Genomic DNA, 24190 nt, shown 5'->3' on the forward strand with positions numbered 1-24190 from the left:
CATTTTATAGCATTCTATATTTAAAACATAAAAGAACCGATACTTGTTATATTCAAGCATCGGTTCTTTATACAAAATTGCCATTTTTTCTTTTATATAAAATAAATATTTCTCCACTTAATCCGTTACAAAAAACTCCCTCGTTACATCAATAAATTGTCGCAGTGGCACTGTCATCCATTTGTCTTTATGCCAAGCGATTTGTGTATAAATTGGAGATATTGTTTCGTTTAACATTAACTCCTTTAACGTCCCTTCCCGTATATCTTTTTCTACTACTATCGCTGGTAAAACGGCTATACCTAAATCTGCAATAACACATTGTTTAATTGCTTCAACACTAACAAATTCAATTTTATTTGCTGGATATACATCTTCCCAGCGAAATAGCTCTTCAAATAAAGTCCGATACGAGCAGCCTAATTCTGTTAGTAAAAGTGGTTCACTCTCTAAATCTTTTATAGAAACTGAAGGTTGTTCAAGTAAACGATGCGTAGGAGCAGCTACTACTTTTAATTCTTCTTTCATAAGTGGTTCCACATGTAAAACATCTTCTGTTTTACATTCGTCCAAAATAAATGCAAGATCTACTTTCCCCTCCATCAATTGTTCCTTCGCATCTTTATTGGAGTGTGCTGGTTTAAATATAAGTTTTATTTGAGGAAATTGTGCTTTAAACTTCTTTAATATAGAAGGCAGTCTGTATGTACATTGACTTTCTTGTGCACCAATTATTAACGTACCTGCTATTTCTTCATCATCTTTCACAGCCATTTTCGCTTCGTTACTGAGTGCAATCATCTTGTCGGCATATAGTTGAAACTTCCTACCTGCTTCAGTTAAGAAAAGACGTTTCCCTAATCTCTCAAATAGTGGTGTACCAAGCTCAGCCTCTAACGTTTTAATTTGTGCTGTAACGCTCGATTGGGCAAAGTTTAATTTCTTCGCAGTTTGTGTAAAGTTCAAAGTATGTGCCGCTACTTTAAATGTAATTAACTGTTTTATTTCCATTTATCATCCCTCTTTTCAATCGATATTTTCGATTGATTCCATCGAAATAATCCTCTTTGTCTATTGATATTTGTATTGTATGATAAAGAACATCTATAAACAATATAAATGGAGGTATTCCATATGAAAGCACTTTGTTTCGAAACATTCGGAGACGCTAACGTTCTACACTATAAAGAAATACACGATCCAATCATAAGTCCAAATGAAATTCTTGTCCGCACGAAAGCAATCGGATTAAACTTCGCTGATATTTATAGACGCCGCGGCGATTATCATCTTGCTGGCAATCCGCCTTATGTATTAGGTTATGAAGGAGCTGGAATTGTTGAAAAAGTAGGAGCTGACGTTACTACTATCAACCTAGGAGACCGTATTGCATTTGCGGACGTCCCATTTGCAAATGCAGAACTAGTTGCCGTTCCATCTGAAAAAGTAATCCCACTACCAGATTCTATTTCTTTTGAAACAGCCGCTTCTGTCTTATTACAAGGATTAACTGCACATTATTTAACGCACGATAGCTATCAACTAAAACAAGGTGATATAGCTTTAGTACACGCTGCAGCTGGTGGCGTCGGTCAACTTCTTATTCAAATGATTAAACTACAGGGCGGAACAGTAATTGGTCTTACATCATCAAAAGAAAAAGCAAAGATAGCTACATTAGCTGGTGCCGATCGCGTATCTTTATATAACGAAGAATGGCATACGAAAGTACTTGAAATGACTAATGGAACTGGAGTAAATGTTGTGTATGAATCAGTAGGTTCTACATTAGGGGAAAGTTTTAACGCTACTAAAATTGGCGGTACTGTCGTATTTTACGGAATGGCTGGTGGTAATCCTGCGCCAGTTGATCCGCGTATGCTTATGGATACTTCAAAAACTTTAACTGGTGGAGACCTTTGGAACGTGCTTACCACTTATGAAGAACGTAAAAAACGATCTACTCAATTATTCGATTGGATCACAACTGGAAAATTAAACATTTCAAATCCTACTACATTCTCTTTACAAGACGGTGCTATTGCTCATGAATTATTAGAGAGCCGTAAAAGCACAGGGAAGATTTTATTAATCCCATAATTCACAAAATGAAAAGGAAGCTAGATTTCTCTACCTTCCTTTTCTTATTTCTATTTGAGATTTAATTATATTTCCACACTTTCTTTCCCTTTTGCAACATAACTCATATCTCCAACCGACTCGACTGTATATGTTCCATCTTGGTATACAATCTTCGTCACACTAGCATTTTCCACCCCAAGTTTTGTTTTGCTACTGTCTAACATTTCTATTAAGGTAGTAATCAAAAGCCCATGAACGACAACTAAAACGTTACCGCCACCATTTCCAGCAGCTTCTTCACTAATTTTATCTATCTCAGCTTTTATGCGAGTAGAAAATAATTCCCAATCTTCCGCCTGTTTTGTAGGATCTGCTACTCTAATAAGATTAATCACTTCTTGAATAGAAAACTTCATAAGTTCTTCTGGTGATGGAACGCCTGCAGCTTTTCCAACCACATCCCACATATTCTCAAGTTTTTCACCTTCAAAAATACCGAAATTTAATTCTCGCAAATCTTTTCTTTGCTCAAGTTTTAATTTTGATTGCTCACTATATTTTAATACTAAATTAGCAGTTTCAATCGCTCGGCCGCTATCACTACTATACGCATTCATAAAATGAATATCTTTTAATCCTGTTCCTAAATTTGTGGCAACTTCAACACCTTTTTCTACTAATGGAGAATCAGCCCAACCTTGCGCGCGATGATTCGTATTTAATATTGTTTTACCGTGTCTTGTAACATATAAAGTAACTGCATTCTCATTGCTATCTGTTTCTCGCTTATTCATTTCATTCTCTCCCTTTACGTTTCTATATCAATTTTACCACCTCAATTATTCATTGAGCAAAATATACGTCAGTAGATCCGCTTAATAAAAAAGCTATCTTTCTGTATATCCATACAAAAAGATAGCATCTTTTATGATTACATTTCTTAACCGTTACTCCTACTCAGCAAAAGCACTCGAATATTGTACAATTCCTTCTACACCTCGAAGAGAATTTTCTGTTAATTCCATTATCATAAATACCTCTTCAGGCACTTCAAACGGTGCTTTTATATTCCACTCACTTGCTTTCTTAAAACCAAATTTCGGGTAGTACTCTGGATGTCCCAATACTACAACTGATCCGTATCCAAGTTCTTTCGCTTTTTCTAATGCAGCTACAATCAGGTTTCCACCAATTCCTTTTTTCTGATGACCCCTAGCAACTGAAACTGGTGCAAGTGCTAACGATTCTACAGAAGTTCCATCTTGTTCTATTGTAATTTTCGATAACATAATGTGACCAACTATATCTTCATCTACCGCAACAATTGATAACTCTGGAACAAACGCGTCACATTCTCTAATACGTTTTACAAGTTCATGTTCTGTTTTATCACTAAATTCTTCCTTTAAAAATGCTTCTTTTATGACTTCTTCTGTTTTTCTATAATCATTTTTTTGTTCTTGTCTAATCGTTACCATTTTAACTTATCCTCTATTCTTTCTTATTTCTTTTTGAATTTTACGCAGTGCTTTTTTCGATCCGCGCTCAATATCGTGTTGCATTTTTCTTTCTTTATAATCAACAAATAGTGTATTTAAATCGTATCCTTCTGGATATAACTCCTTCGCTGCTACTTCTAAAGTAATACGTTTTACATTTACTTCAACGAATTCACCGTTATAATATACAACAACGTTATAAAAATTATCTTTTTCCTTATAGATGATACCAAAATCATCATGATCCAATAAATTAACACGATCGCCGATTTTGTACTCATAATGAGATTCTCTTTTTTCTTGTACAAATTTCGGTTTTCTAATTTTACTTTCATTCACTTTTTCTAATGCGTACTCTTTATTTCCCATATACTCTTTCGCTCTTTTCAGTACATGTTCTTTTACGCTCATTTTATTCGCAATCCAAAGTGCATTACTTTCTCCTGATTTTCCGATAACTAATTTATAAAGCGGCTCTAGCGTTTCACTATTAAACTGCATCGCTGCATTCATAAAGTCATCATGCATTTCTGAGAATCGTTTAATTTCTCCGTAATGCGTACTCGCAACGGTAATACATCCCGCAAAGTACAACTCTTCTAAAATAGAAATTGCAAGTGCTGCACCTTCATTTGGTTCTGTACCGCTCCCTATTTCATCAAATAAAAGTAACGTATTATTATTTGACATCCTCATAATCTCAGAAAGATTTTTCATATGAGACGAAAATGTACTTAGTGCATTTTCAATACTTTGATTATCACCAATATCTACGAATACATTTTCGAAAATAGCGATTTCTGTACCTTTATCTCCTGCAATATGAAGACCTGACATTGTAGCTAATGTTAACAATCCAATCGTTTTTAACACAATTGTCTTTCCGCCCGCATTCGGCCCTGTAATAATTAAACTACGATACTCTTGACCAATTTTAAAATGTAACGGTACAACTTGCCCTGTTAAAAGCGGATGCTTACAATTCACTAAATGAATGTAGCCATGATCGTTTAACTTCGGTTCTATTCCATCAATCGATTTACTAAACTTCGCTTTCGCAAATACCATATCATACTGACTAATTAGCTCCATGTTAATCTTTATACTATAAATGTTTTCTAACACCATTCCTGATAAAGTCGCTAAAATCTGATACTCTTCAACCGCTTCATCTGCTTTCAAACCTGCTAATTCTGCATTCAATTTCGTAACCGTATGCGGTTCTATAAATACAGTAGAACCTTTTGCCGAGGCTTCAATAATACTTCCAGCAACTTGATTTTTATAGGAAGATTTAATTGGAATCGTATAACGGTCATCCTTTTTACTAATAAAGAATTCCTGAATGAATTTCTTATTTGCACTACTATTTAAAAACTTCGTTAAACGTTCTTTTATTTTCCCATCTACAGAATCGATATTATTTCGAATTCGTTTTAACTCTTTACTTGCAGCTACATCAATACTATTTCCTTTAATTGAAAAGTTAATTTCCTCTTCAATACTTTTATATTCAGTCATTGAATTTGCATAAGAAGCTAATACTGGTGCAAAAAATTCTTTATCTAACATAAACTTTTTAATCTTTCTACACCCACGTAAAAAGTCTGAAACACTTACTAATTCTTCTGGATCTAAAATCATTCCTTTTTCTAATTTTTGAATTGTACTAGCAATATTAGAAATGCCGAAGAAAGGAACATGCCCTTCTGCATCTAATATAGCTCGTGCTTCTGTCGTTTCATTCAAGCGATTTCTCACTACTTTTATACTCGTACTCGGCTCTAATTTGTTTACTAATTCCTTACCTAATCCACTTACACAATAAGATTTCACTATATCCTTTAATTCGTTATATTGTAACTTTTCAAAAGTCATCGTATTCATTTTGTTTCTCCTCACTATGATTGATTTTTATCATAAATGAAGATACCTACTCATTAGATTCCAATGAGCTCTACATTATTTAATCACCATTTTTATACATTAAAAATATATACAAAAAAGCTGCGGGGATACCGCAGCTTTTACATTTACAAGGCATGAGTAATAACATATGAGGAAATAAGCCATAAAAAACAGATGGCAATCCCCTTATTACACGCTTTATAAAGTATTGTAGGTATCTTCATAGGTATTGAAATAAATCCATGACAAAGCTAGGGGTATGGTATACATAAAAATCCCCTGTTCTTATCTGATTTATTTCATTAAATTTTTCCTATTTAGTACCTACCGCACTCACAAAAAGCACCTCTCATTAATTTATATTATAGTCATTGAAATCTAATTTATTGAAATCATCATACTATATGTTACGTGAGAAGTAAAGGTGCCATACTTCAGTAGTACGCAACTCTACACTTCAATATTTCTTAAATTAGACCTATATTCGCTGAGGAGAAATTATAAGAAGCGCCTCCGCTATTGCGAATGTCATTTCCTTCCCCTGATACATTTAATAATTATGACAAGCAATAATAGGAGGTTTACTATATGAGTGAAGAATATAGTATTTTACATGGAACTGCTCTAGAACCAAATTTAATCGGTCCCACACTACCATCAATTCCACCATTTACATTACCCACCGGACCTACTGGAATCACAGGTCCTACCGGTGCGACAGGTTTTACCGGAATTGGAATAACTGGTCCTACTGGGGGTACAGGTCCTACCGGAATCGGAATAACTGGTCCTACTGGGGGTACAGGTCCTACTGGAATCGGAATAACTGGTCCTACTGGCGCAACCGGTTTAGGGATCCTTCCCGTATTTGGAACAATAACTTCTGAAGTAGGAATCGGTTTTTCAGCAGTAGTTAATACAAATGTTAATTTTACCATTCCAGGACCTGCTAGTGGAACTACTATAAATCCATTAAATAATTCTATTACAATTGATACCACTGGCGTGTACTCTGTATCCTTTTCAATTGTATTTGTAATACAAGCTATATCGTCTAGTATATTAAATCTTACAATAAACGATTCCATTCAATTCGCAATCGAAACGCGAGTTGGTGGTGATTATGGGATAAGAGCTACATCCGCCAGAACTGATTTACTATCTTTAAATCAAGGGGATGTTCTTCGAGTACGAATAAGAGAAGCCACGGGTGACATTATATACTCCAATGCCTCTCTTGTTGTTATAAAGGTCGACTAACTCTTTTATTACAATAAAGATTCAGGAAAAATAAAGTGAAACTTTAATAAGCCCTCACCAATCGGACTGACCACAAATAGCGGGATAAATATGCACAATATAAAAAGAAGAGGAAAACTTATATTTCAGTCTACCTCTTCTTTTTCATCACCAAATTACTGCTGAACATATATGGAAACTGATCCTCCACTTACTTGGAATTGTCCCCAACCATCCTTATTAATTGTTACAGTATTTGTTTGATTACCCGTAATATCGTACCATACTTCCCCTGCGTTATTCTTCCCAACATCCATCCACTTTGACCCTCCTGGTCCATCAGAGATTAATGTTGCTAAACCAGAATTAGCATGTACACTATCACCTTCTCTTGTCCAGCCAATTACATCTGGATGATCAAAATAATCCCGCTGCGTACCATATGCAAAGTTTTTTCGTGCCGTCAAAATCGGATCAATTTTGTCCTTTAACGCTGGAATTTCATAGTTACTATTTCCTTTTGTACCATAGTAATCACCATAGAAAACAGAAGGATACCCCTCTGCACGCGTTAAAATAAATGCATATGCCAACGGTTTGAACCAAGGGCTCACTACAGATTCCAATGACTGACCAGGCTGTGAATCATGATTTTCAACTAGAGTAACCGCAAGTGTAGGATGATTCGCAACTACCGTTCCTTTTAAAATATTTCTCATATCATAATTCCCATTTCCTGTTGAAGCATAGTGAAAATTATAATGAAGTGGTGCATCGAACACAGATTGATTATAATTGACCTTCGCTAAATAATTATTTAAAGTCTGGATATCATTTTGCCAATATTCAGCTACTGTAAACATTTCTTTCCCCGTTTGCTGTCTAACATGATTTACCCAATCGCGCAAATATTCATGATCAATATGTTTAACAGCATCTAAACGAAAGCCATCTAAATTTAATTCCTTCGCATACCACGTTCCCCATTTTTTCATTTCATTCGCAACATCTGGATGATCAAAATCAAGATCCGCGTACATCAAATAATCATAATTCCCATTCTCGCTAGACACTTCCCAGTCCCACGCTTTACCTATGCCCCTAAATTTATAAATTCGGTTTAATTTCTTTCCTTCATCCCAATCTGTTCCGTCAAAATGATACCATTTCCATTTGAAATTAGAATAAGAATCTCCACGCCCTGGAAAGTTAAATCCTGTCCAAGCACTAATTTCATAATCACCTGATACTTCAACATTTCGATTGCTTGGGTCTACCTCAACTGCTGTGACAGTTTCTGTATAATCAGCCCCACCTTTATGATTCATAACTACATCACCGTATACATCGATGTTTTTCTTATGTAAAGCGTCAATTGCAGACTTCAATTGTGCTTTCGTCCCATATTTCGTCCGCACTGTTCCCTTTTGATTGAATTCCCCCAAATCATATAAATCATATGCTCCATATCCTACGTCATTTTGCGTAGTTCCTTTATATGCAGGTGGTATCCAAACAGATGTAATTCCTTTTTGCGCTAAATTTTCAGCATCAGTACGCAAACGATTCCAATGATCCCCATCATTCGGAGCATACCACTCAAAATATTGCATTAACGTTCCATTGTTAACTGTATCTGCATATGCTTTACTCCCCTCATATATACTAGGTAAAAACATAACAACTGACAATCCGACTATTGTTACTCTTTTAAACATCTGTACACCATCCCCTTCTAAGAAAGCGTTTGCATAGTTTATCAGAATTATTATAATATTCGTTCCACCGTTAGTAAAGTAGCAATCTCTCACTCTCCCACATTATTTTTAATCTCACTTCAAATATTCAACGTAGTTTTAATTTCACATCCTATTCAAGATTGTTTACAATTTACCTATAAAAACATAACGGAGGGATTTCTATGACAGACTTTCAAAAACAATTTTTCGCACGATTATATATAGAAGAAAAAGACACAGTTTCATTTGAAGATTTATCTAACATTATGTACGCAATGGCACAAACTGTTCCTTTTGAAAACTTAAATATTCTCGAAAAGAATTTTAAAGAAATATCAAAAGAAAATTTGAAAGAGAAAATTTTAGTAAATAACCGTGGCGGTCTTTGTTATGAACTCAATCCTACTATGTATTACTTCCTGAAAGATTCTGGATTCGATGTTCATCTCGTTTCAGGAACAGTTTATAACGCTACAAACTCCATATGGGCTGTTGATTCTGGCCATATTGCAACCGTTTTAACACATCATAATGAACTTTATTTAATTGAAGTAGGATTCGGATCATACTTACCTCTTGCCCCTGTCCCTTTCTCAGGTGAAGTCATTCACTCTGTTACAGGAGATTATCGTATTCGTAAAGAAATGACCGAAAAGGGAAACTACATTTTAGAGATGCGGAAAAACAATGAGTTCTTGGATCAATCTTCTGCTGATGATTGGACGTTAGGCTATGCATTTTATATAGAAGAAGTGGATGAAGAAAAAGCAAATACAGCACAAAAAATTATCGTTGAACATGAAGGGTCACCCTTTAATAAACTACCTCTTATTGTAAAACTAACTGAAGATGGGCATGCCTCTTTAACGAAAGATAGCCTTACAGTAGCGAAAAATGGTAAAAAAACGAAAGAAACCGTTACAGACATGCAATTTACAAACCTTTTACATTCAAAATTTGGAATTACACTATAAGTATGTAAGCCTTGTTATTTTAGCAAGGCTTTTCAATTTTCAGCAGGGATTTTTTGCAATTTGTTGTATTTCATAGTTATATAGAAATATAACTACATGTTTAGAAAGGAAATGATTATGACAGAACTTAAAGATCGATTACAAGTAGCTGATATAGAAAAATGGGATTTAACAGACATTTACCATACAATTGAAGATTGGGAAAGTGATTTTCATAAAATTGAAGTATTAACGAAGGAATTACACGAGTTTAATGGCAATATTCACGATGGCAATAGTTTATTAGCTTATTTAACGAAGAGTGAAGAAATTTCTAGCATAATATCTTTAATATTCGCTTATGCACGATTACAATCTGACCTTGATACACGCGATACTGACGCGCAATCTCTTGTCGATAAAGTATCACAATTACACGTGAAAGTAAGTGCAGCTAAATCTTTCTTTTCCCCCTTCTTACTTAGCATAGACGAAAGCACATTACATTCTTACATAGAAGAAACAGAAGGCTTACAATATTATAAAGAAGACTTATTTGAATTATATCGTTATAAAAAACACGTATTGAATAAGGACCAAGAAGCAATTTTATCACAGATGGGTGAAGCTCTTTCTTCTCCACAGCACACATTTGGTATGTTAAACAATGCAGATATATTATTTGGTGAAGTGACGACTGACGATGGAGAAAAAGTGAACTTAACACGCGGAATGTATGCAAAGTTAATAGAAGATACGAATCGTGAAAAGCGTAAAGAAGCTTATAAAGCATATTACAAACCATATGTTCAGTTAAAGAATTCCATCGCATCTACTTTATCCGCTGCTATTAAAAATAATGTTACCGTTTCGAAGCTAAGAAACTATCCATCAGCGCTAGAGAAATCATTATTTGGCGATATGGTTCCGAAAGAAGTATATGAAAACCTTATTGATACAACGAAAAAAAACATTCAAACATTACATACATACAATGAAATTCGAAAAGAAAAATTAAACGTAGATGAACTAAGACAATACGACTTAGGCGTCGATTTAGTAGAAGGTGCAAAACAAGACATCCCATATAGTGAAGCATTTGACATTATGATTGCATCACTAGCTCCTTTAGGAGAAGAATATATTGAGACATTAAAAAGTTTTAAAGATAAACGATATATAGACGTAAGAGAAACACCAGGAAAACGTTCTGGTGCTTATAACTTTGGTGTATATGGTGTTCATCCTTTCATTCTTTTAAATCATCACGATGATTTAAATAGCCTGTTCACTCTTACTCATGAATGCGGGCACGGTATGCATACGCACTATTCACATGGATACCAACCAAGAATTTCTGCACATTATTCTATCTTTGTGGCAGAAGTCGCTTCTACAGTAAATGAAGTGTTATTAATTCACTATTTATTAAAAGAAGCAAAAGAAACGAACGTGCGTAACCATTTAGTTAACCATTTTATTGAAAAATTCAAAGGTACTTTCTTTACACAAATTATGTTTGCAGAATTTGAAAAAATCACACATGAAATGGCGGAACAAGGTAAACCATTAAATGCACAAGTCTTCAGTGAAATTTATGAAAAACTATTTAAAGAATATAACGGTGATTCACTTGTATTTGATGAAGAAGTAAAATACGGATGGGCTAGAATCCCTCATTTCTACCGCCCATTTTACGTATACAAATATGCAACTGGATTCGCATCTGCCATTCAAATCGCTGATAAACTATTAAGCGGTGATCCGAATGCTCAGAAAAATTATATTGAATTCCTGAAAGGTGGAAGTTCTGATTATCCACTAAACCTATTGAAAAAAGCTGGTGTTGATTTAACTACGCCAGAACCGATTGAAAGTGCATTGAAACAATTCACTCAACTTGTTGAGGAGTTTTCAGCATTATAAAAAGCATGCAGAGTATATGCTCTGCATGCTTTTTCATTTGAATTACTCTATTCTATATGCTGCTGCGTCACACAGTGAATCATACCACCATACGCATACAATTCATTCACATAAATACCGACAATTCTTCTTCCTGGAAACTGACCTTCAATAATTTGCAGCCCTAACTTGTCATGTTCATCACCATATACAGGAACTAATACGACTTCATTACCAATATAAAAATTCAAATATGAACCCTTACAGTCTGCTTCTTTTACCACTTTTCTTGTTACTGGTACTGGAATGAGCTGAAATGGCTTTCCATCTATATTTTTCGCTTGTCGCAATTCTTGATAATGCTTTTCGTACGCCTCCAAAAGGTATGGCTCTCCTTCACCGAAAGGATCATATTCATACAGTATCGTATTTTCATTTACAAACCGTGCCGCGCCATCAATATGATAATCCGTATCTTCATCATAATTATCTTCTCCGCGTATACCAGTTATCCATATAAAATTCGTTACTCCTAAATATTTCGTTAATTCCATTTCAATTTCTTTCTGACTTAGTGTGGGATTTCGATTTTCATTTATAATAGACGTTTTCGCCGCCATTAAGGTCCCGTTTCCGTTTATCTCAATTCCCCCGCCCTCTAGACAGACACTAGATTCAACTTTTGGAATGCGATACATTTCACTTATTTTATTCGGAATATTAGCGTCTTTTTCGTACGGATATTTATTTCCCCAACCATTAAATATCCAGTGCGTTAGGCAGCGATTCCCTTCCTTATCCGTTACAAAGATTGGTCCGTTATCTCTTATCCAAATATCATCAGTTTCTTGAATTAAGAAATCAATTTTATCCATATTTACATTAGCTTCCATTAACTTCGATTGGACATGTATTTTCTCTTCTTCATCACATACAACAATATGGACATTTTCTCCATAGTGAAGCTCCTTTGCCATCGATATCCAAATATCATCTAACTTAGCTCTATAACCTTCACCTCTATGTGCTTTATCATGTGGCCATTGGAGCCATGTACCTTCATGTTTCTCCCATTCCGCAGGCATATAAAACAAACTATTTTCTATATTTCTCATACGTGTTCACCCCTTATATGAATGTAGGTACAGTCTATACTTTGACATCGTGTTAAGGTCAACAGGAATATCTTCATTTACTTGTAGCAACTTTATAAGGTGACTCTTTATTTCGCCTTTTTATTATGATAAATTGCTTTCGTACATAGAATAAGGATTGACATAATGTTAATGTCAATCCTTATTCTCATTCTATTTTCGTAACTAAAAAACAAATTTGTGTCACATACTCTTCTGCTAAACAATCACATTCAGGTCCCTTTATATAAACCTCATATGGCGAATTAACTATTACATACCCATTTTTTTCAACCCATTCTTCTAACGCTATATAAGCGTAACCTATATAGTCGTAACTTCCATAATGCATAGTAGTAACGATTTGATGTGGACTTAGTTTTTTCATTTCATATTCTTGTACTACATCTTCATCATTCCCCTGCATAACCGGGATTCTTAATTCAATATCACTGTTACTTGGAATATATTCTTCATCATAAAAGACTGCAGATGGCGAACCGACTATTTGAAAGTTACTTTTTTGTACCTCTTCATATAAGTCATAAAAATAATCATCTATATCATCTATATCTATTTTTACTCTTTGAGTAATTATCGTTACTTCGTTCCTCATTCCCATTAATATATCGTAACTTCTATGGCGAGCAATATTTAGACTACTATTCACCATTACCATTTCATTCATTTCTGAAATAACCTGTAAATTTTGCTTCACTTCATGAGACAACTCGATAATTTGTAATTGTATATGTTGAACAAACGAATCTTGATCCGATGACTGCAAAACAATTTTAATTTTTGGAAGAGGAAATTTATACTCCCTTAGCTTTTTTATTTTCAATGCTACTTCCAGCTGCTCTTGTTCATAATACCTATACCCATTAACCGGATTCACATATGCCGGTTTTAATATCTCCTCTTTGTCATAATGTCTTAACATCCGCGTACTCATTTTACAAATCCGAGAAAACTCAGCGATGGTATACATATCAATACTCCTTGAATATATTTTCTTTTCATTACTTATTTATTAAAACCAATCAAAAATCTTCTTCATTGAAAAATCTTCATTCTGATTTTTCAATCTTCTCATTTTCGAAGGTAACAAATGGCTTGGACAATACCACGTTAAACAATTCATTGCGCCTCCCATTGTTGATATTTCTCCTACATGAATTTGAATAACTTGCTTCTCCGTATACTGTTGAATATATCGTAAAACTTCCTCATCTTTAGCTAGTCCAAACTTAGGAACATAAAGAGCATCACATGATTCTAACATATTTATATACAACCCTTTTGCTGATGCTATCTCTTGATCATATCGTCCTTTCTCTGTATATGATGAAGGAACAACTATAAATTCAGCTTCTGGCATTTGTTCTTGAATAATCTCTTGAACACTATATCTAAATTCATGATCCCCTAAAAAATCACTAATAAACATTGTATGTTCATCAATAAATTTAACCATTCCGTCTGCGTGTGCTAGTACATCCCCTTCTTCAGCAGGAATAATAATAACTCGGCTCACATCTAAATCCCATTCTAACTGCTCAATAATTTCCTCTTCTGTCCAATCATCGTTATCATCAAATATACGTTCTGTTAATATTACGGTATCTTTTTTATTCCAAATAAGATTACCACCATCTAATATTAATGGGGATTTCACATATTCAAAGTCATTCTTTTTCAACCATTTATTAAACTGTTGATCTAAATATCGCCCCTGATCATCTGGCAAATAATTGGGTCTATATTTAAATTTAACTAGATGAGTTGTGACAACCGGTGCAACATCTCTTAGCCATATATCATCATACTCAAAACAGCTCGTATGAAAGTCTTGTTCTTCAACAGATAAAGATATAAGTTGATCCGCAATTGATTTCTTTTCATTTAAACATTCATTAAAGTAAATCAAGTCTTCATAAAATGGTTGATAATATTCATTCGATTCGTCTGGTATTGCAGTAAAAATAATCCCATTATGTTTTTGTTCCATATTATTTACCTCGCTTTTTAATAGTAGTTACATAACTGATTTCACAAAGCCAACTATTCCTCAATTCATTTCTCTTTTCATTACAACTCATGAACCGCGTATATTTCATGAATGGATTATAGCATGGAGAAATATTATATATTTATATAAAGAATATAAAGCTGACATTAAGCCTTAAATTGACTCTTGACAAGTTTTTTAAATACCATATTTTAAAACAACAATAAATGATTAAATGATTTTTTTATCAAGATTCAAACCCATTACTTCTAATAGATCGTTTTGATTATATAAATTCACTAAATGCGCTTCTACTCCTATACAAATTCCTTCTAGCGGAAGATCATTTGGATCCTGACCAAAGGGATCTTCAATTTCAACCCCTATTGCTTCAATACCTATGAATGCAAAACTTATAAATGTAAACTATTTTGATTATTGTAATGAACCATATTTACAAAAACCTCTTTCTCTATTAACCTTTTATTCTTTTAAATCACGAAAGTATACAATTAAATAATAGAATCATAAACCCTATCATTATGAGGCTGGTTAAGATTATTTCTTTCAATATCGTTACTCCTTTTTTGCAAAAAGATAAAATATCTTATTTAATTCAACAACAAATGTTCACTATTCTAAATCCCGACGCATCATTTTAGAATTCGCAATGAATAACGCACTAATTAATACAAAGATTGCACAGGCATATAACAATAAATCTAACGGACTATCGTGATCTATAATGATGAGACGCACAATAGCTGTTATACCTATATATATAAAATATCGTAATGGAAAATGAAAATTCATTTGAAAATACTTTATAATCATTACGATGAATTCAAAGTACAAAAAGAATACAACGATACTATCAATTAAATGATAACTAGATTCATTACTATCCAATTTCAGTTCTTGTATAAACTGAATGACTTCTTTCATAAGAAACACACTTAGAACAACCCCTAAGCAAATTAAAGCTACATTTAAAATGTACTGTAAAACGATAGGGAAATACGAAAACACTATTTTAAAATTCTTTAACACAAACATTTTTCTCCTTTACCATATAAAACGAAAAGCGAACATACACTACAATTCAATTATCATTATATTCAAATTTTATTTTTACAAATAATAAGGAACGACAAAATAGGTAAAGATAAGATTTCACCTATTTTGTCTATATAGCAGCACAACGAAATTACAATTAATTACTTCAATGCAATTGGTTGTTGTTGTGTCACACAATGTATCATACCGCCGTTTTTATACAACTCCCTCACATCAATACCGACTACTTTACGATCTGGGTATAACTTCTGAATCGTATCGTTTGCGATTTTATCATTCGGATCATTATAATTAGGCACTAATACAACTGTATTCCCAATATAATAATTGATATACGATCCCTTATAATCGAGAGTTTTTCCATTCTCTAAAGCAACCTTTTCTTTACTAAGCGGCAAGTATTCATACTTATATTTCTGTCCTGAAGCATTTTTGGCATCTAACAATGTATCCATATCTTTATTGGATAAACCCCATTCAGCTAGGTCATCTTCTTTCATCGTTACAATGGTAGATTTATTATGGAATTTAGCAAATCCATCAATATGAAAGTCCGTAATATCTAAATTAGGTACTCCGTCTAACCAAATAAAGTTTGATACCCCTAGGTCACTTATATATTTTTCAATTTCCTTTTCTGATAAATCAGGATTTCTATTTTTATTCGTTACCGAACTTCGAGTTAATAACGCAGTCCCATTGCTGTCTAATTCAATTGCGCCGCCTTCAAGGACAAATTTCCCCCAATCAATTCTTTCAATTCCTGATTGTTTACTAACATTTTTACGTATTTGAGCATCATTTTTATAAGGTGTTTTCTTCCCCCAACCATTAAATGCTGGATCTAATATTTTGAGATTTTTATTGCTGTCATAAACAAAAATTGGTCCACTATCCCTTGCCCATACATCATCAGTAGGCGCGATAAAGAAATCAATCTTCTCCATATTTAACCCTTCATTTGTTAAAAGCTTATTGATTCTCTCCTTTTCTTCCTGGTCATATGCAACAATGTGAACTTTCTCACCCTCAGTTAAAGCACTTGCCATCTTAACCCAAATAGGTTCAACTTCCTGCTTATACTCTTCACCATATGTGTATTCATGTGGCCATTGCAGCCATGTACCTTCATGTTTATCTTTTTCATCTGGCATCGTATATTTCCCAGCATTTTTCTGTACCTCTACTTTTTCTCCTTCTTTCCCTTTAACATTTTCATTGTTACCCTCAAAAGAGCATCCACTAATAATCGTTGTAGATAATGTAGCTATTAAACAAAACTTTATTGCTTTTTTCATTTTTCCAACCTCCTGTTCTTGTCTCCAATACTGTAAAGCTTCACATAGTGTGAAGCTCAAGCTTTTTTATCAATGTAAAAATTACCAATTGTTCTTTGCATTACTTATCATTTAACGACCTATTTAGATTTATTCAAATGCCAATCACCTTTTTTACCTATTTATCCCGCCATTTGTGGGCAGTAAGACCCCCACCTCAAAATTCAGCGAAAGCAAAGAAGTTAGGTGGGGCCCCGCTGATTAAAGTTTCACTTTATTCAGTAAGTAAAACTTTACAAAATAAAAAAATCGGTATTGATAATTACATATCAATACCGATTTTTTTATAATTACTTTCCTTCTATTAAATCATTCGCCATTTTCCTAAATTCTTGATTAAATGCATCATTCATACCATTTTGGACGTTAGAAAATAATATGACAAACGTTCGTTTATCCCAGTTAAAATTATTAAAAGTGTTCCAGCCAGCTAATACACCGTGGTTATGATAATAATCTGGGTAAATATAGAAACTAAATCCATATTTTCTTGCAGGTGATGCAGAAAACATATCTGATACACTTTGTTTGGAAAGTAGTTTACCATCCATAATAGCTTCATCTAACTTTTTCATATCTTCAACAGTCGTATACATTTCACCACAACCATACAGCCAGTTCATTTTTAAGCGAGGCGTGGCTATTAACTTATTATCTTTTTTCGTATACCCTTCTGCTAAGAAAATATCTTCTGGGAGTGTTGCGCCCATTCCAGATTCATTCATTTCAACAGGAGTCAAAATATTTTCTTTCACATATTCAGCAAGTGGTTTATTCGATATTTTTTCTACAATATATGCAAGCACCATATAATTATAATCTGTATATTTCCATCCTGTCCCTGCTGGAAATTGTAACGTTTGTGCCCCAATCCACGTTACTAATTTTAACCGTGATGCTGCGTCAACACTACCTTGTCCCTGTTCTGGTAATCCAGACGTATGTGTTAACAAGTTTCGTAACGTAATATTTTTATCTGCTGGAAACGATGGGATATATTTATTTACATTGTCTTCAATGTTCAACTTCCCTTTTTCTTTTAGTTGCATAATAGATATTGCAACTACTGTTTTCGTAATAGACCCAATGCGATATTTCGTTCTTGGCGTTGTTAATACTTGATCTTTCACATTCGCATAACCGTAGCCTTTTCGTAAAATGACATGATCTTTACTTGCTACAAGAACACTCCCATTAAATCCTTTATCTTTTAAGTACTGATCTAGTTTTCCAGCTGCAATTTCATAACGCTTTTTCTCATTCGCATCAACTTCCTGCTTAACATCTTTTTGCTTACTATTTACATTAGAAAATGCCTTTGTATCATATTTTTTTCCTTTATTTGCATGTATTAGTGTAACAACACTTCCACAAAAAACAGCAAAAATAAAGAAAACGATTAACCATTTCTTTAACATACTAGGAACCCTCTTTTATCTAGTTTCACTTAACGTACATCCATTCTATTTTATATCTTTTAATTATCAAGTATATTATAATATTATTTAATATTCACTCTGTTAAAACTAGATTCCTTTTTCTCATTTTCAATTTTTACTACTCTCTATTGTATTTCTTTCTTGCAAAATTTCCAACATACAATCGGATGCATTAAACTATAATTTCAAATTCTTTTGTAACATTTGTTACATACTAAAAAGAATGGAGATGTAATATGAAAAATACCGATAAACGCAATCGTTTAGATGATAAAATGTTTCATTATCGGATAATAAAAAACAACATGGTATTAATTGAATATTACGGAAAACAGATTATGGTATTAAAAGGAAATGATGCTGAAAAATTTTTAAATAAAATAAATCATGCAAATAACGATAAAGAAAAACAGCTAATTATGGCTAAAATTACAGGTAATTTCAAAAGAGGTAATGAACGAAATTGAAAACGAATCTCATTTACATTTTGATTATACAACAAATAAAAAAGAAATGTCGCTCATTCAACATTTCTTTAGACTTTCTTCATAAAAAATTTACATTGCTAACATTCCTTCATTTTCTATACTTCCTATGTAAGCTAACCGCTGAAATAGTTAGTAATACAACTATGCATAACCACGCGTACGTATATCCCTTCTTATCTACAATATAACCAAATAAAGCAGGCGCAACAATAATAGCAATTTGATTTAATGTAAGTGCAAAACTCACTGTCATCCCTACCGATTCTTCACTTGCTGATTCCGCAACTTCAGTTATAAAAAGACTAAACCATCCAATTGAAAAGAACCCTAACAATGCACTTACGCCATACAATACATTCGTTATTGTATGTATGCTCATTACTAATATTAGAATGAAGAAAATAGAAATACAAACAGTTATAAATAAGGGGGTACGCCTATTCCCCTTATAAAATAAATCACTAGTAGCTGCTAATATAACCCTACCAACCATTCCAGAAAAGAACATAACGGAAAATACTTTTCCAGCTAAAATTGGCGTGATTGATTGTTCCAATACTAAAAATTTTATAAAGTGTGCAACTAACACCATTTGCAATGAAATCATACAAATGCCAGTTATATAAATTGCATACAACTCTTTTTTACACATCACTTCTTTTAACTGCATCCAAAAAGAAAGTTTACTACGTTCTTGTTTAACTTTCTCTTGAATATATGGTTCCTTATAAAATATAAAAAATAAAAACCCTCCAATTATACAAATGCATGCAATGCTATTTACCGCATAGGCCATATTATATTTTATTGTAAGAAACGGGATCAATACTCCCGCTAATGTACCACCAATCGGTATACCGGCTTGTCTAATCCCCATCGCTAACCCGCGATTTTCTTTTGAGAACCACTTCATTATCACCTTACTTCCTCCTGGCTGCGAAACACTATAAAACGTTCCTACTAATAAAAGTACAAAGAGTAACCCATTAAATCCATTGACCATATTAGTCAGTAAAAACGAACCCCCTAGTAAAAATAAACTTATCGAAATTAACAACTTTTCATTGTATTGATCAAGTAGCCGCCCAACAAAAAGCATACAAAATAGCGGTCCTATATTTACAACACTTACTAACAATCCACTCTCCGTATTCGTAAGTGCATATTCTTCTTTCCAAAATAAAGCAAATGCTCCAACACCATACGTTATAAGTGTCGCTGTTGTTTGAGCAACTGTCGCAAAAATTAACATAACCCACTTATAAGTACCATTCATCCTTTCTTCCATTAACACAATAATCCCTCCATCCCCTTCCATTGTATGAAAGTTCTGATATCATATAAAATAAAGATTTATCATATAATCCATCAAAAAAAATGATACCTTTTATGGAGGGATGATACTTGGATATAAAAGATTTAACTGTATTTTACGAAGTTGCGAAAGAAAAAAACATATCTCACGCAGCTAAAAATTTAAACTATGTACAGTCTGGCGTAACAATGCGTATGAAACAACTAGAAAACGAACTAGGTGTACCTTTATTTTACCGAAACGGAAAAGGTGTAACTTTAACTTCTAACGGTGAGATTTTATTAACATACGCTAAACAAATTATCCACTTAATGGATCAATCTATTAAAGCAGTTCAAAGTAATGGGATCGAACCAAGGGGCACTTTAAAAATTGGATGTACAGAATCTACAACCGCTGTAAGACTTCCATCTATATTAACGGCCTATTATGAGGAATACCCAAAAGTCGAATTGATTTTAGAATCAAATACGACGGAACAATTGATTAGACTTGTATTAGAACGAAAACTAGACGGGGCGTTTATCGCTGGAACCACTCAGCATGCTGAACTTCATACAAATATATTTCATGAAGAAGAATTAGTTCTCATTAGCAAAAAGCCTTTATCTTCCTTTAAAGACATAGGAGACATGAATTTACTTGCATTTAGTCACGGGTGCTATTATAGAAATTTATTAGAAGATTGGCTTCAAGAAGAAGGAATTTCACCTAAACGAGTATTAGAGTTTGGAACAATTGAAGCGATACTCGCATGTGTAAAATCAGGTATGGGCGTAGCAATTATGATGAAGTCTATTTTAAATGGTCATAAACATGACATATCATTCAATCCTTTGCCAAATAGCTTCAAAAAAGTTCCTACTACTTTTATTACTAGAAAAGATATATATCACTCTGCTGCATTACAAAAATTTATGGAGATGACTCTCAATGCGTGAAAAGAAAATACGTGGTATGAAACGAAAAACAAACACTATGATAAAGCGAATTGAGGAACATACAAAAACATTCCCTTCTACTTTCTATAACGATGAATATTGGAATATGCTATTGCCAATTTCGCAAGCTTTTATTGCCTCTTGTAAAACACCTAGAAAAGTAAAACGATTGTGTATTCAAACCTTATTAAATCAAGCAAATCATTTAATAACTATGAAACCGAGCGATACACATACATATCGAGTTGTTGTTTTGATTTCTATAAATAATTTATGGGATTCGCAAATCATTATATTTAAAAACAAGGACTATTTTCATAATTTCTTTAATAGAAATAGTGAATTTCAAAAATGGATCCTTCTTTCAAATGAAATTGATTTTGGGGAGACATGGGAAATTTCAGTTTATCATTCCTTCCAAACACTTCGCTTTCAAGAAATTATTTATGATGAAGATGAATGCTATGAAAAAGAGATTCTGTTTATCGGGGAATTAAATTAAAAGGGGTATACCTAAAACACTGGTATACCCTTTTCCACTTATTTTTCCTTCAATACACTATGTAATCGATCCGGATAATTTGTAAACATTCCTGTAGCACCCCATTTGATTAACAATCTCATATCTGGTTTCTCGTTAATTGTATAAGGGTGAATTAACAGTCCATTTTTCCTAGCCATTTTCATATATGACTCATCAATAATTAGTTCTCCGTTATCATTACGTAAGTTTGGTCCAATACCAGCTGCATACTTTTTAATTTCTTGAAAATCATCATTCGTTACACTTTTCGGTTCATGTGTAATGCCAGACCATTCGACAATTTCATTGTTTTCATTTGGATAATACCAAAGCAATTGAACTAACGGAATATTTTCATTCATACTATGAATCTTTTTCAAACTATCTTTACTAAATGATTGAATCATAACACGGCTAGAAGACATGTTTTGACCTACTAAATTATATTTTTGTAACAACGCCAACAATTTCTCTTCCATTTCTGGATACACATCTGGTGATTTTGTTTCAATATAATACTTCATACTTCTTCCATACTTTCGAAAAATTTCTTCAAGAGTTGGAACTTTTTGCCCAACATACTCTTGCTTAGCCTTTTCTGGATACGCTTTATTAAACCATGATCCTGCATCTAAACTCTTTATTTCGCTTAACGTTTTATCACGTACTTCGCCTGTTCCATTTGTAGTGCGATCAACCGCTGTATCATGCATTGCAATTAATTGGCCATCCTTTGTTAATTGAATATCTAACTCTAAATAATCCGCTTTCATTTTTTTCACTAAATCATAAGAAGCAAAAGTGTGCTCAGGTGCATGTCCACTTGCTCCGCGATGTGCAATATTTAAAAACTTATTCGTATTCCATTCATGCTTCCCTTCTGCTTTCGCATGAACAGCTCCCCCAGCAAAGATACTTCCCGTCATAAAGAAAATAACTAAAACGCTAATAATTTTTCTCATCCTTCTAACCCTTCCTACGTTGCAAATTTCAACAAGTTAATGAGATTTACACGAAATAGAAGATATACTTTCATTATTTTTATAAGCTTATATGAAAATTCCAATCTTACAAATACAATTCCCCTATGTTATTACTATACTATTTATTTTCCATATCCCTCCTATTCACATGTAACTCCTTATTGATTACAGTTCATCAATAAAAAAAGCCATAATTTATTTAGAGGACACTTCTGTATCCCTAAATAAATGTATGGCTTATCTCAAATATCTCCGGCCTCGATTAACTTGTCGAAATTAATCATACCAAACCTATTAATATTTGTGAATATTATTTTTTCAGTACGACGAAGCTTTAACCAGTATAAGTTATATATCTCATACTAATTAGTATTTGAACCTATCGAATTTTTCTGTACAGCCTGATTCCTATCTAACTTCTTTAATTTCCATTCATACAAGATAAAATTCTATTATCATTTGACGTGATATTTACGTAAACCTAGGTTTTATTTAATTACAAATTCTTAATTTCGTATATCTTTTCTTGTAAGTTTAGGTTTCTTTTGAGAATGTGGTATATTTACATGTCCCGAAGCAGCCGTGGATTGTCTCCTTTCCTTTCTTGACAGTCTAGGCTTCTTTTGAGAATGTAATTTTTTTAAATGTCGCGAAGTAATACCTTGTTTTTTGAAATCAAAGTAAAAATACAAATGTGTACTTAGCGCTAGGAAAACAACTGAAATAAATGACAATATAACGATTAGCACAATCGCCATAGCTTTTTGGCTCAAAATCCCAATAATAACTTGACCAATCATATAACCTAAACCAGAAAAATATACAATTTTAGGAATTTTCACATCTTGATCAGTTGTCCCCCTTAAGCGGGCTGTAAAATATTTAATCCAGAATAATTCAGATTTATAAACAATTAAACTATATGCAATAAGCGATAGAGTAAAAAATAAAGGTGACTCTATTTCTACGAATTCGTAAGCTAACTTTTGTACAGCTATGAAGCTACAAAATGAAATACTTAAAGCAACAAATCCAGAATATAGTAAATGTTGCAATTGAGGCTGCCGAGGCTTATGAATAGAAACCCAAATTCCCCATAGATTACATATCACATAAAATGGTAAGGCTACGTAAGAGTATATATTGAACGGTGGAAATATGAATAAAATGATAAGTAGCATAAAATTCATGATAACCCACATAAAGGCCCCTACAACATTCCTTATATCAAATGGTATTAATATTCGTATACAATCCACTATGTTGTTGCCATTATATTTGTCCATTATGCATCCCATCCATTTCCTCTCTCTTCAAATCAATATATATGCATATACACGCTCCAGATATACTAAACACAACAGCCAATAAAGAAAAGACTAAAATTAAGACCGTCGCTAAACCGTTTTGTGATAATGTACCTATACATATTTGTCCAATAACATATCCCAATCCTGATAAATAAACAATTGGAGAAATTTTTATATTGTCATTTTCTTCATTGTTTAATCGCCTTAAAAAACTTTTCATTCCAATAGAAGTCAATTTATAGATTGTAAGAATGTAAAGCAGAAAAGTAACAATAAAAAATAGAGGTGTTTCAATTTTAATAAAAGTA

The 24190-nt window shown here is 33.2% G+C and carries 21 protein-coding genes and 2 pseudogenes; 7 read left to right on the plus strand and 16 right to left on the minus strand.

The window, feature by feature from the left end; all coding sequences use genetic code 11:
- Window positions 1–117 precede the first annotated feature (117 nt).
- Window positions 118–1011 (minus strand): LysR family transcriptional regulator, encoded by an 894-nt coding sequence (locus AC1Q8M_RS13495; protein ID WP_098855410.1) that lies wholly within the window; start codon window positions 1009–1011, stop codon window positions 118–120.
- A gap of 123 nt (window positions 1012–1134) precedes the next feature.
- Here AC1Q8M_RS13495 and AC1Q8M_RS13500 point away from each other — a divergent pair, with 123 nt between their 5' ends.
- On the plus strand, window positions 1135–2100 hold the full coding sequence (locus AC1Q8M_RS13500) for a quinone oxidoreductase family protein (protein WP_492334152.1): 966 nt from the start codon (window positions 1135–1137) through the stop codon (window positions 2098–2100).
- 65 nt (window positions 2101–2165) lie between these two features.
- On the opposite strand, the gene AC1Q8M_RS13505 is transcribed toward AC1Q8M_RS13500, so the two are convergent.
- The 3 genes from AC1Q8M_RS13505 to AC1Q8M_RS13515 form a co-directional block, all read right to left on the minus strand.
- Complete coding sequence (locus tag AC1Q8M_RS13505) at window positions 2166–2876, minus strand: histidine phosphatase family protein (protein ID WP_001042048.1); 711 nt, start codon at window positions 2874–2876, stop codon at window positions 2166–2168.
- Window positions 2877–3035: 159 nt separating this feature from the next.
- The gene (locus AC1Q8M_RS13510; protein WP_000256462.1) at window positions 3036–3560 is read right to left on the minus strand and encodes a GNAT family N-acetyltransferase; all 525 of its coding nucleotides are present in this window, start codon (window positions 3558–3560) and stop codon (window positions 3036–3038) included.
- A gap of 6 nt (window positions 3561–3566) precedes the next feature.
- On the minus strand, window positions 3567–5468 hold the full coding sequence (locus AC1Q8M_RS13515) for an endonuclease MutS2 (RefSeq protein WP_072939237.1): 1902 nt from the start codon (window positions 5466–5468) through the stop codon (window positions 3567–3569).
- A 609-nt stretch (window positions 5469–6077) separates the two neighbouring features.
- Between AC1Q8M_RS13515 and betA the strand changes: the two genes are divergently transcribed.
- Window positions 6078–6749, plus strand: a complete 672-nt coding sequence (gene betA, locus AC1Q8M_RS13520; RefSeq protein ID WP_098360649.1) for a collagen-like exosporium glycoprotein BetA — start codon at window positions 6078–6080, stop codon at window positions 6747–6749.
- A gap of 155 nt (window positions 6750–6904) precedes the next feature.
- On the opposite strand, the gene amyS is transcribed toward betA, so the two are convergent.
- A complete protein-coding gene (gene amyS / locus AC1Q8M_RS13525) occupies window positions 6905–8446 on the minus strand; it encodes an alpha-amylase (protein WP_000476899.1) in 1542 nt (513 codons plus the stop codon).
- Between the two features lie 203 nt (window positions 8447–8649).
- Here amyS and AC1Q8M_RS13530 point away from each other — a divergent pair, with 203 nt between their 5' ends.
- Both AC1Q8M_RS13530 and pepF read left to right on the plus strand, forming a co-directional pair.
- On the plus strand, window positions 8650–9441 hold the full coding sequence (locus AC1Q8M_RS13530; protein WP_000129220.1) for an arylamine N-acetyltransferase family protein: 792 nt from the start codon (window positions 8650–8652) through the stop codon (window positions 9439–9441).
- Between the two features lie 117 nt (window positions 9442–9558).
- Entirely contained in the window at window positions 9559–11346 is a 1788-nt protein-coding gene (gene pepF / locus AC1Q8M_RS13535; protein ID WP_098400782.1) for an oligoendopeptidase F, read from the plus strand.
- A 47-nt stretch (window positions 11347–11393) separates the two neighbouring features.
- Here the strand turns inward: pepF and AC1Q8M_RS13540 are convergent, their stop codons facing one another.
- The 7 genes and pseudogenes from AC1Q8M_RS13540 to AC1Q8M_RS13570 form a co-directional block, all read right to left on the minus strand.
- Window positions 11394–12440 carry an agmatine deiminase family protein gene (locus AC1Q8M_RS13540; RefSeq protein WP_001244187.1) on the minus strand — a complete coding sequence of 349 codons (1047 nt, stop codon included), beginning with the start codon at window positions 12438–12440 and terminating at the stop codon, window positions 11394–11396.
- A 187-nt stretch (window positions 12441–12627) separates the two neighbouring features.
- The gene (locus AC1Q8M_RS13545) at window positions 12628–13449 is read right to left on the minus strand and encodes a MerR family transcriptional regulator (protein WP_098855411.1); all 822 of its coding nucleotides are present in this window, start codon (window positions 13447–13449) and stop codon (window positions 12628–12630) included.
- A 42-nt stretch (window positions 13450–13491) separates the two neighbouring features.
- The gene (locus tag AC1Q8M_RS13550) at window positions 13492–14469 is read right to left on the minus strand and encodes an agmatine deiminase family protein (protein WP_098366125.1); all 978 of its coding nucleotides are present in this window, start codon (window positions 14467–14469) and stop codon (window positions 13492–13494) included.
- A 231-nt stretch (window positions 14470–14700) separates the two neighbouring features.
- Window positions 14701–14892 (minus strand): annotated as a pseudogene (locus tag AC1Q8M_RS13555) (bestrophin family protein); the annotation flags it as partial.
- Between the two features lie 210 nt (window positions 14893–15102).
- Window positions 15103–15519 carry a phosphate-starvation-inducible protein PsiE gene (psiE, locus tag AC1Q8M_RS13560; RefSeq protein ID WP_000916573.1) on the minus strand — a complete coding sequence of 139 codons (417 nt, stop codon included), beginning with the start codon at window positions 15517–15519 and terminating at the stop codon, window positions 15103–15105.
- Between the two features lie 167 nt (window positions 15520–15686).
- Window positions 15687–16844 (minus strand): agmatine deiminase family protein, encoded by a 1158-nt coding sequence (locus tag AC1Q8M_RS13565; RefSeq protein WP_141549492.1) that lies wholly within the window; start codon window positions 16842–16844, stop codon window positions 15687–15689.
- 329 nt (window positions 16845–17173) lie between these two features.
- Window positions 17174–18301, minus strand: a complete 1128-nt coding sequence (locus AC1Q8M_RS13570; RefSeq protein WP_000915203.1) for a serine hydrolase domain-containing protein — start codon at window positions 18299–18301, stop codon at window positions 17174–17176.
- A 257-nt stretch (window positions 18302–18558) separates the two neighbouring features.
- On the opposite strand from AC1Q8M_RS13570, the gene AC1Q8M_RS13575 reads away from it, so the two are divergent.
- Window positions 18559–18789 carry a hypothetical protein gene (locus AC1Q8M_RS13575; protein ID WP_000798786.1) on the plus strand — a complete coding sequence of 77 codons (231 nt, stop codon included), beginning with the start codon at window positions 18559–18561 and terminating at the stop codon, window positions 18787–18789.
- A 109-nt stretch (window positions 18790–18898) separates the two neighbouring features.
- On the opposite strand, the gene AC1Q8M_RS13580 is transcribed toward AC1Q8M_RS13575, so the two are convergent.
- Window positions 18899–20128 carry an MFS transporter gene (locus AC1Q8M_RS13580; RefSeq protein WP_141544317.1) on the minus strand — a complete coding sequence of 410 codons (1230 nt, stop codon included), beginning with the start codon at window positions 20126–20128 and terminating at the stop codon, window positions 18899–18901.
- Between the two features lie 86 nt (window positions 20129–20214).
- On the opposite strand from AC1Q8M_RS13580, the gene AC1Q8M_RS13585 reads away from it, so the two are divergent.
- On the plus strand, window positions 20215–21066 hold the full coding sequence (locus AC1Q8M_RS13585; protein ID WP_016512498.1) for a LysR family transcriptional regulator: 852 nt from the start codon (window positions 20215–20217) through the stop codon (window positions 21064–21066).
- A complete protein-coding gene (locus AC1Q8M_RS13590) occupies window positions 21059–21568 on the plus strand; it encodes a DUF3916 domain-containing protein (RefSeq protein ID WP_072939264.1) in 510 nt (169 codons plus the stop codon). Before AC1Q8M_RS13585 ends, AC1Q8M_RS13590 begins: the two co-directional genes overlap by 8 nt.
- Window positions 21569–21606: 38 nt before the next feature.
- Here the strand turns inward: AC1Q8M_RS13590 and AC1Q8M_RS13595 are convergent, their stop codons facing one another.
- The 3 genes and pseudogenes from AC1Q8M_RS13595 to AC1Q8M_RS13605 form a co-directional block, all read right to left on the minus strand.
- A complete protein-coding gene (locus tag AC1Q8M_RS13595; protein ID WP_072939267.1) occupies window positions 21607–22551 on the minus strand; it encodes a glycerophosphodiester phosphodiesterase in 945 nt (314 codons plus the stop codon).
- A gap of 527 nt (window positions 22552–23078) precedes the next feature.
- On the minus strand, window positions 23079–23870 hold the full coding sequence (locus AC1Q8M_RS13600; protein WP_016512497.1) for a hypothetical protein: 792 nt from the start codon (window positions 23868–23870) through the stop codon (window positions 23079–23081).
- Window positions 23845–24190 (minus strand): annotated as a pseudogene (locus AC1Q8M_RS13605) (hypothetical protein); the annotation flags it as partial. The pseudogene AC1Q8M_RS13605 and the gene AC1Q8M_RS13600, both read right to left, overlap by 26 nt.

It is taken from the genome of Bacillus sp. GW823-FHT06A10, assembly GCF_058795375.1.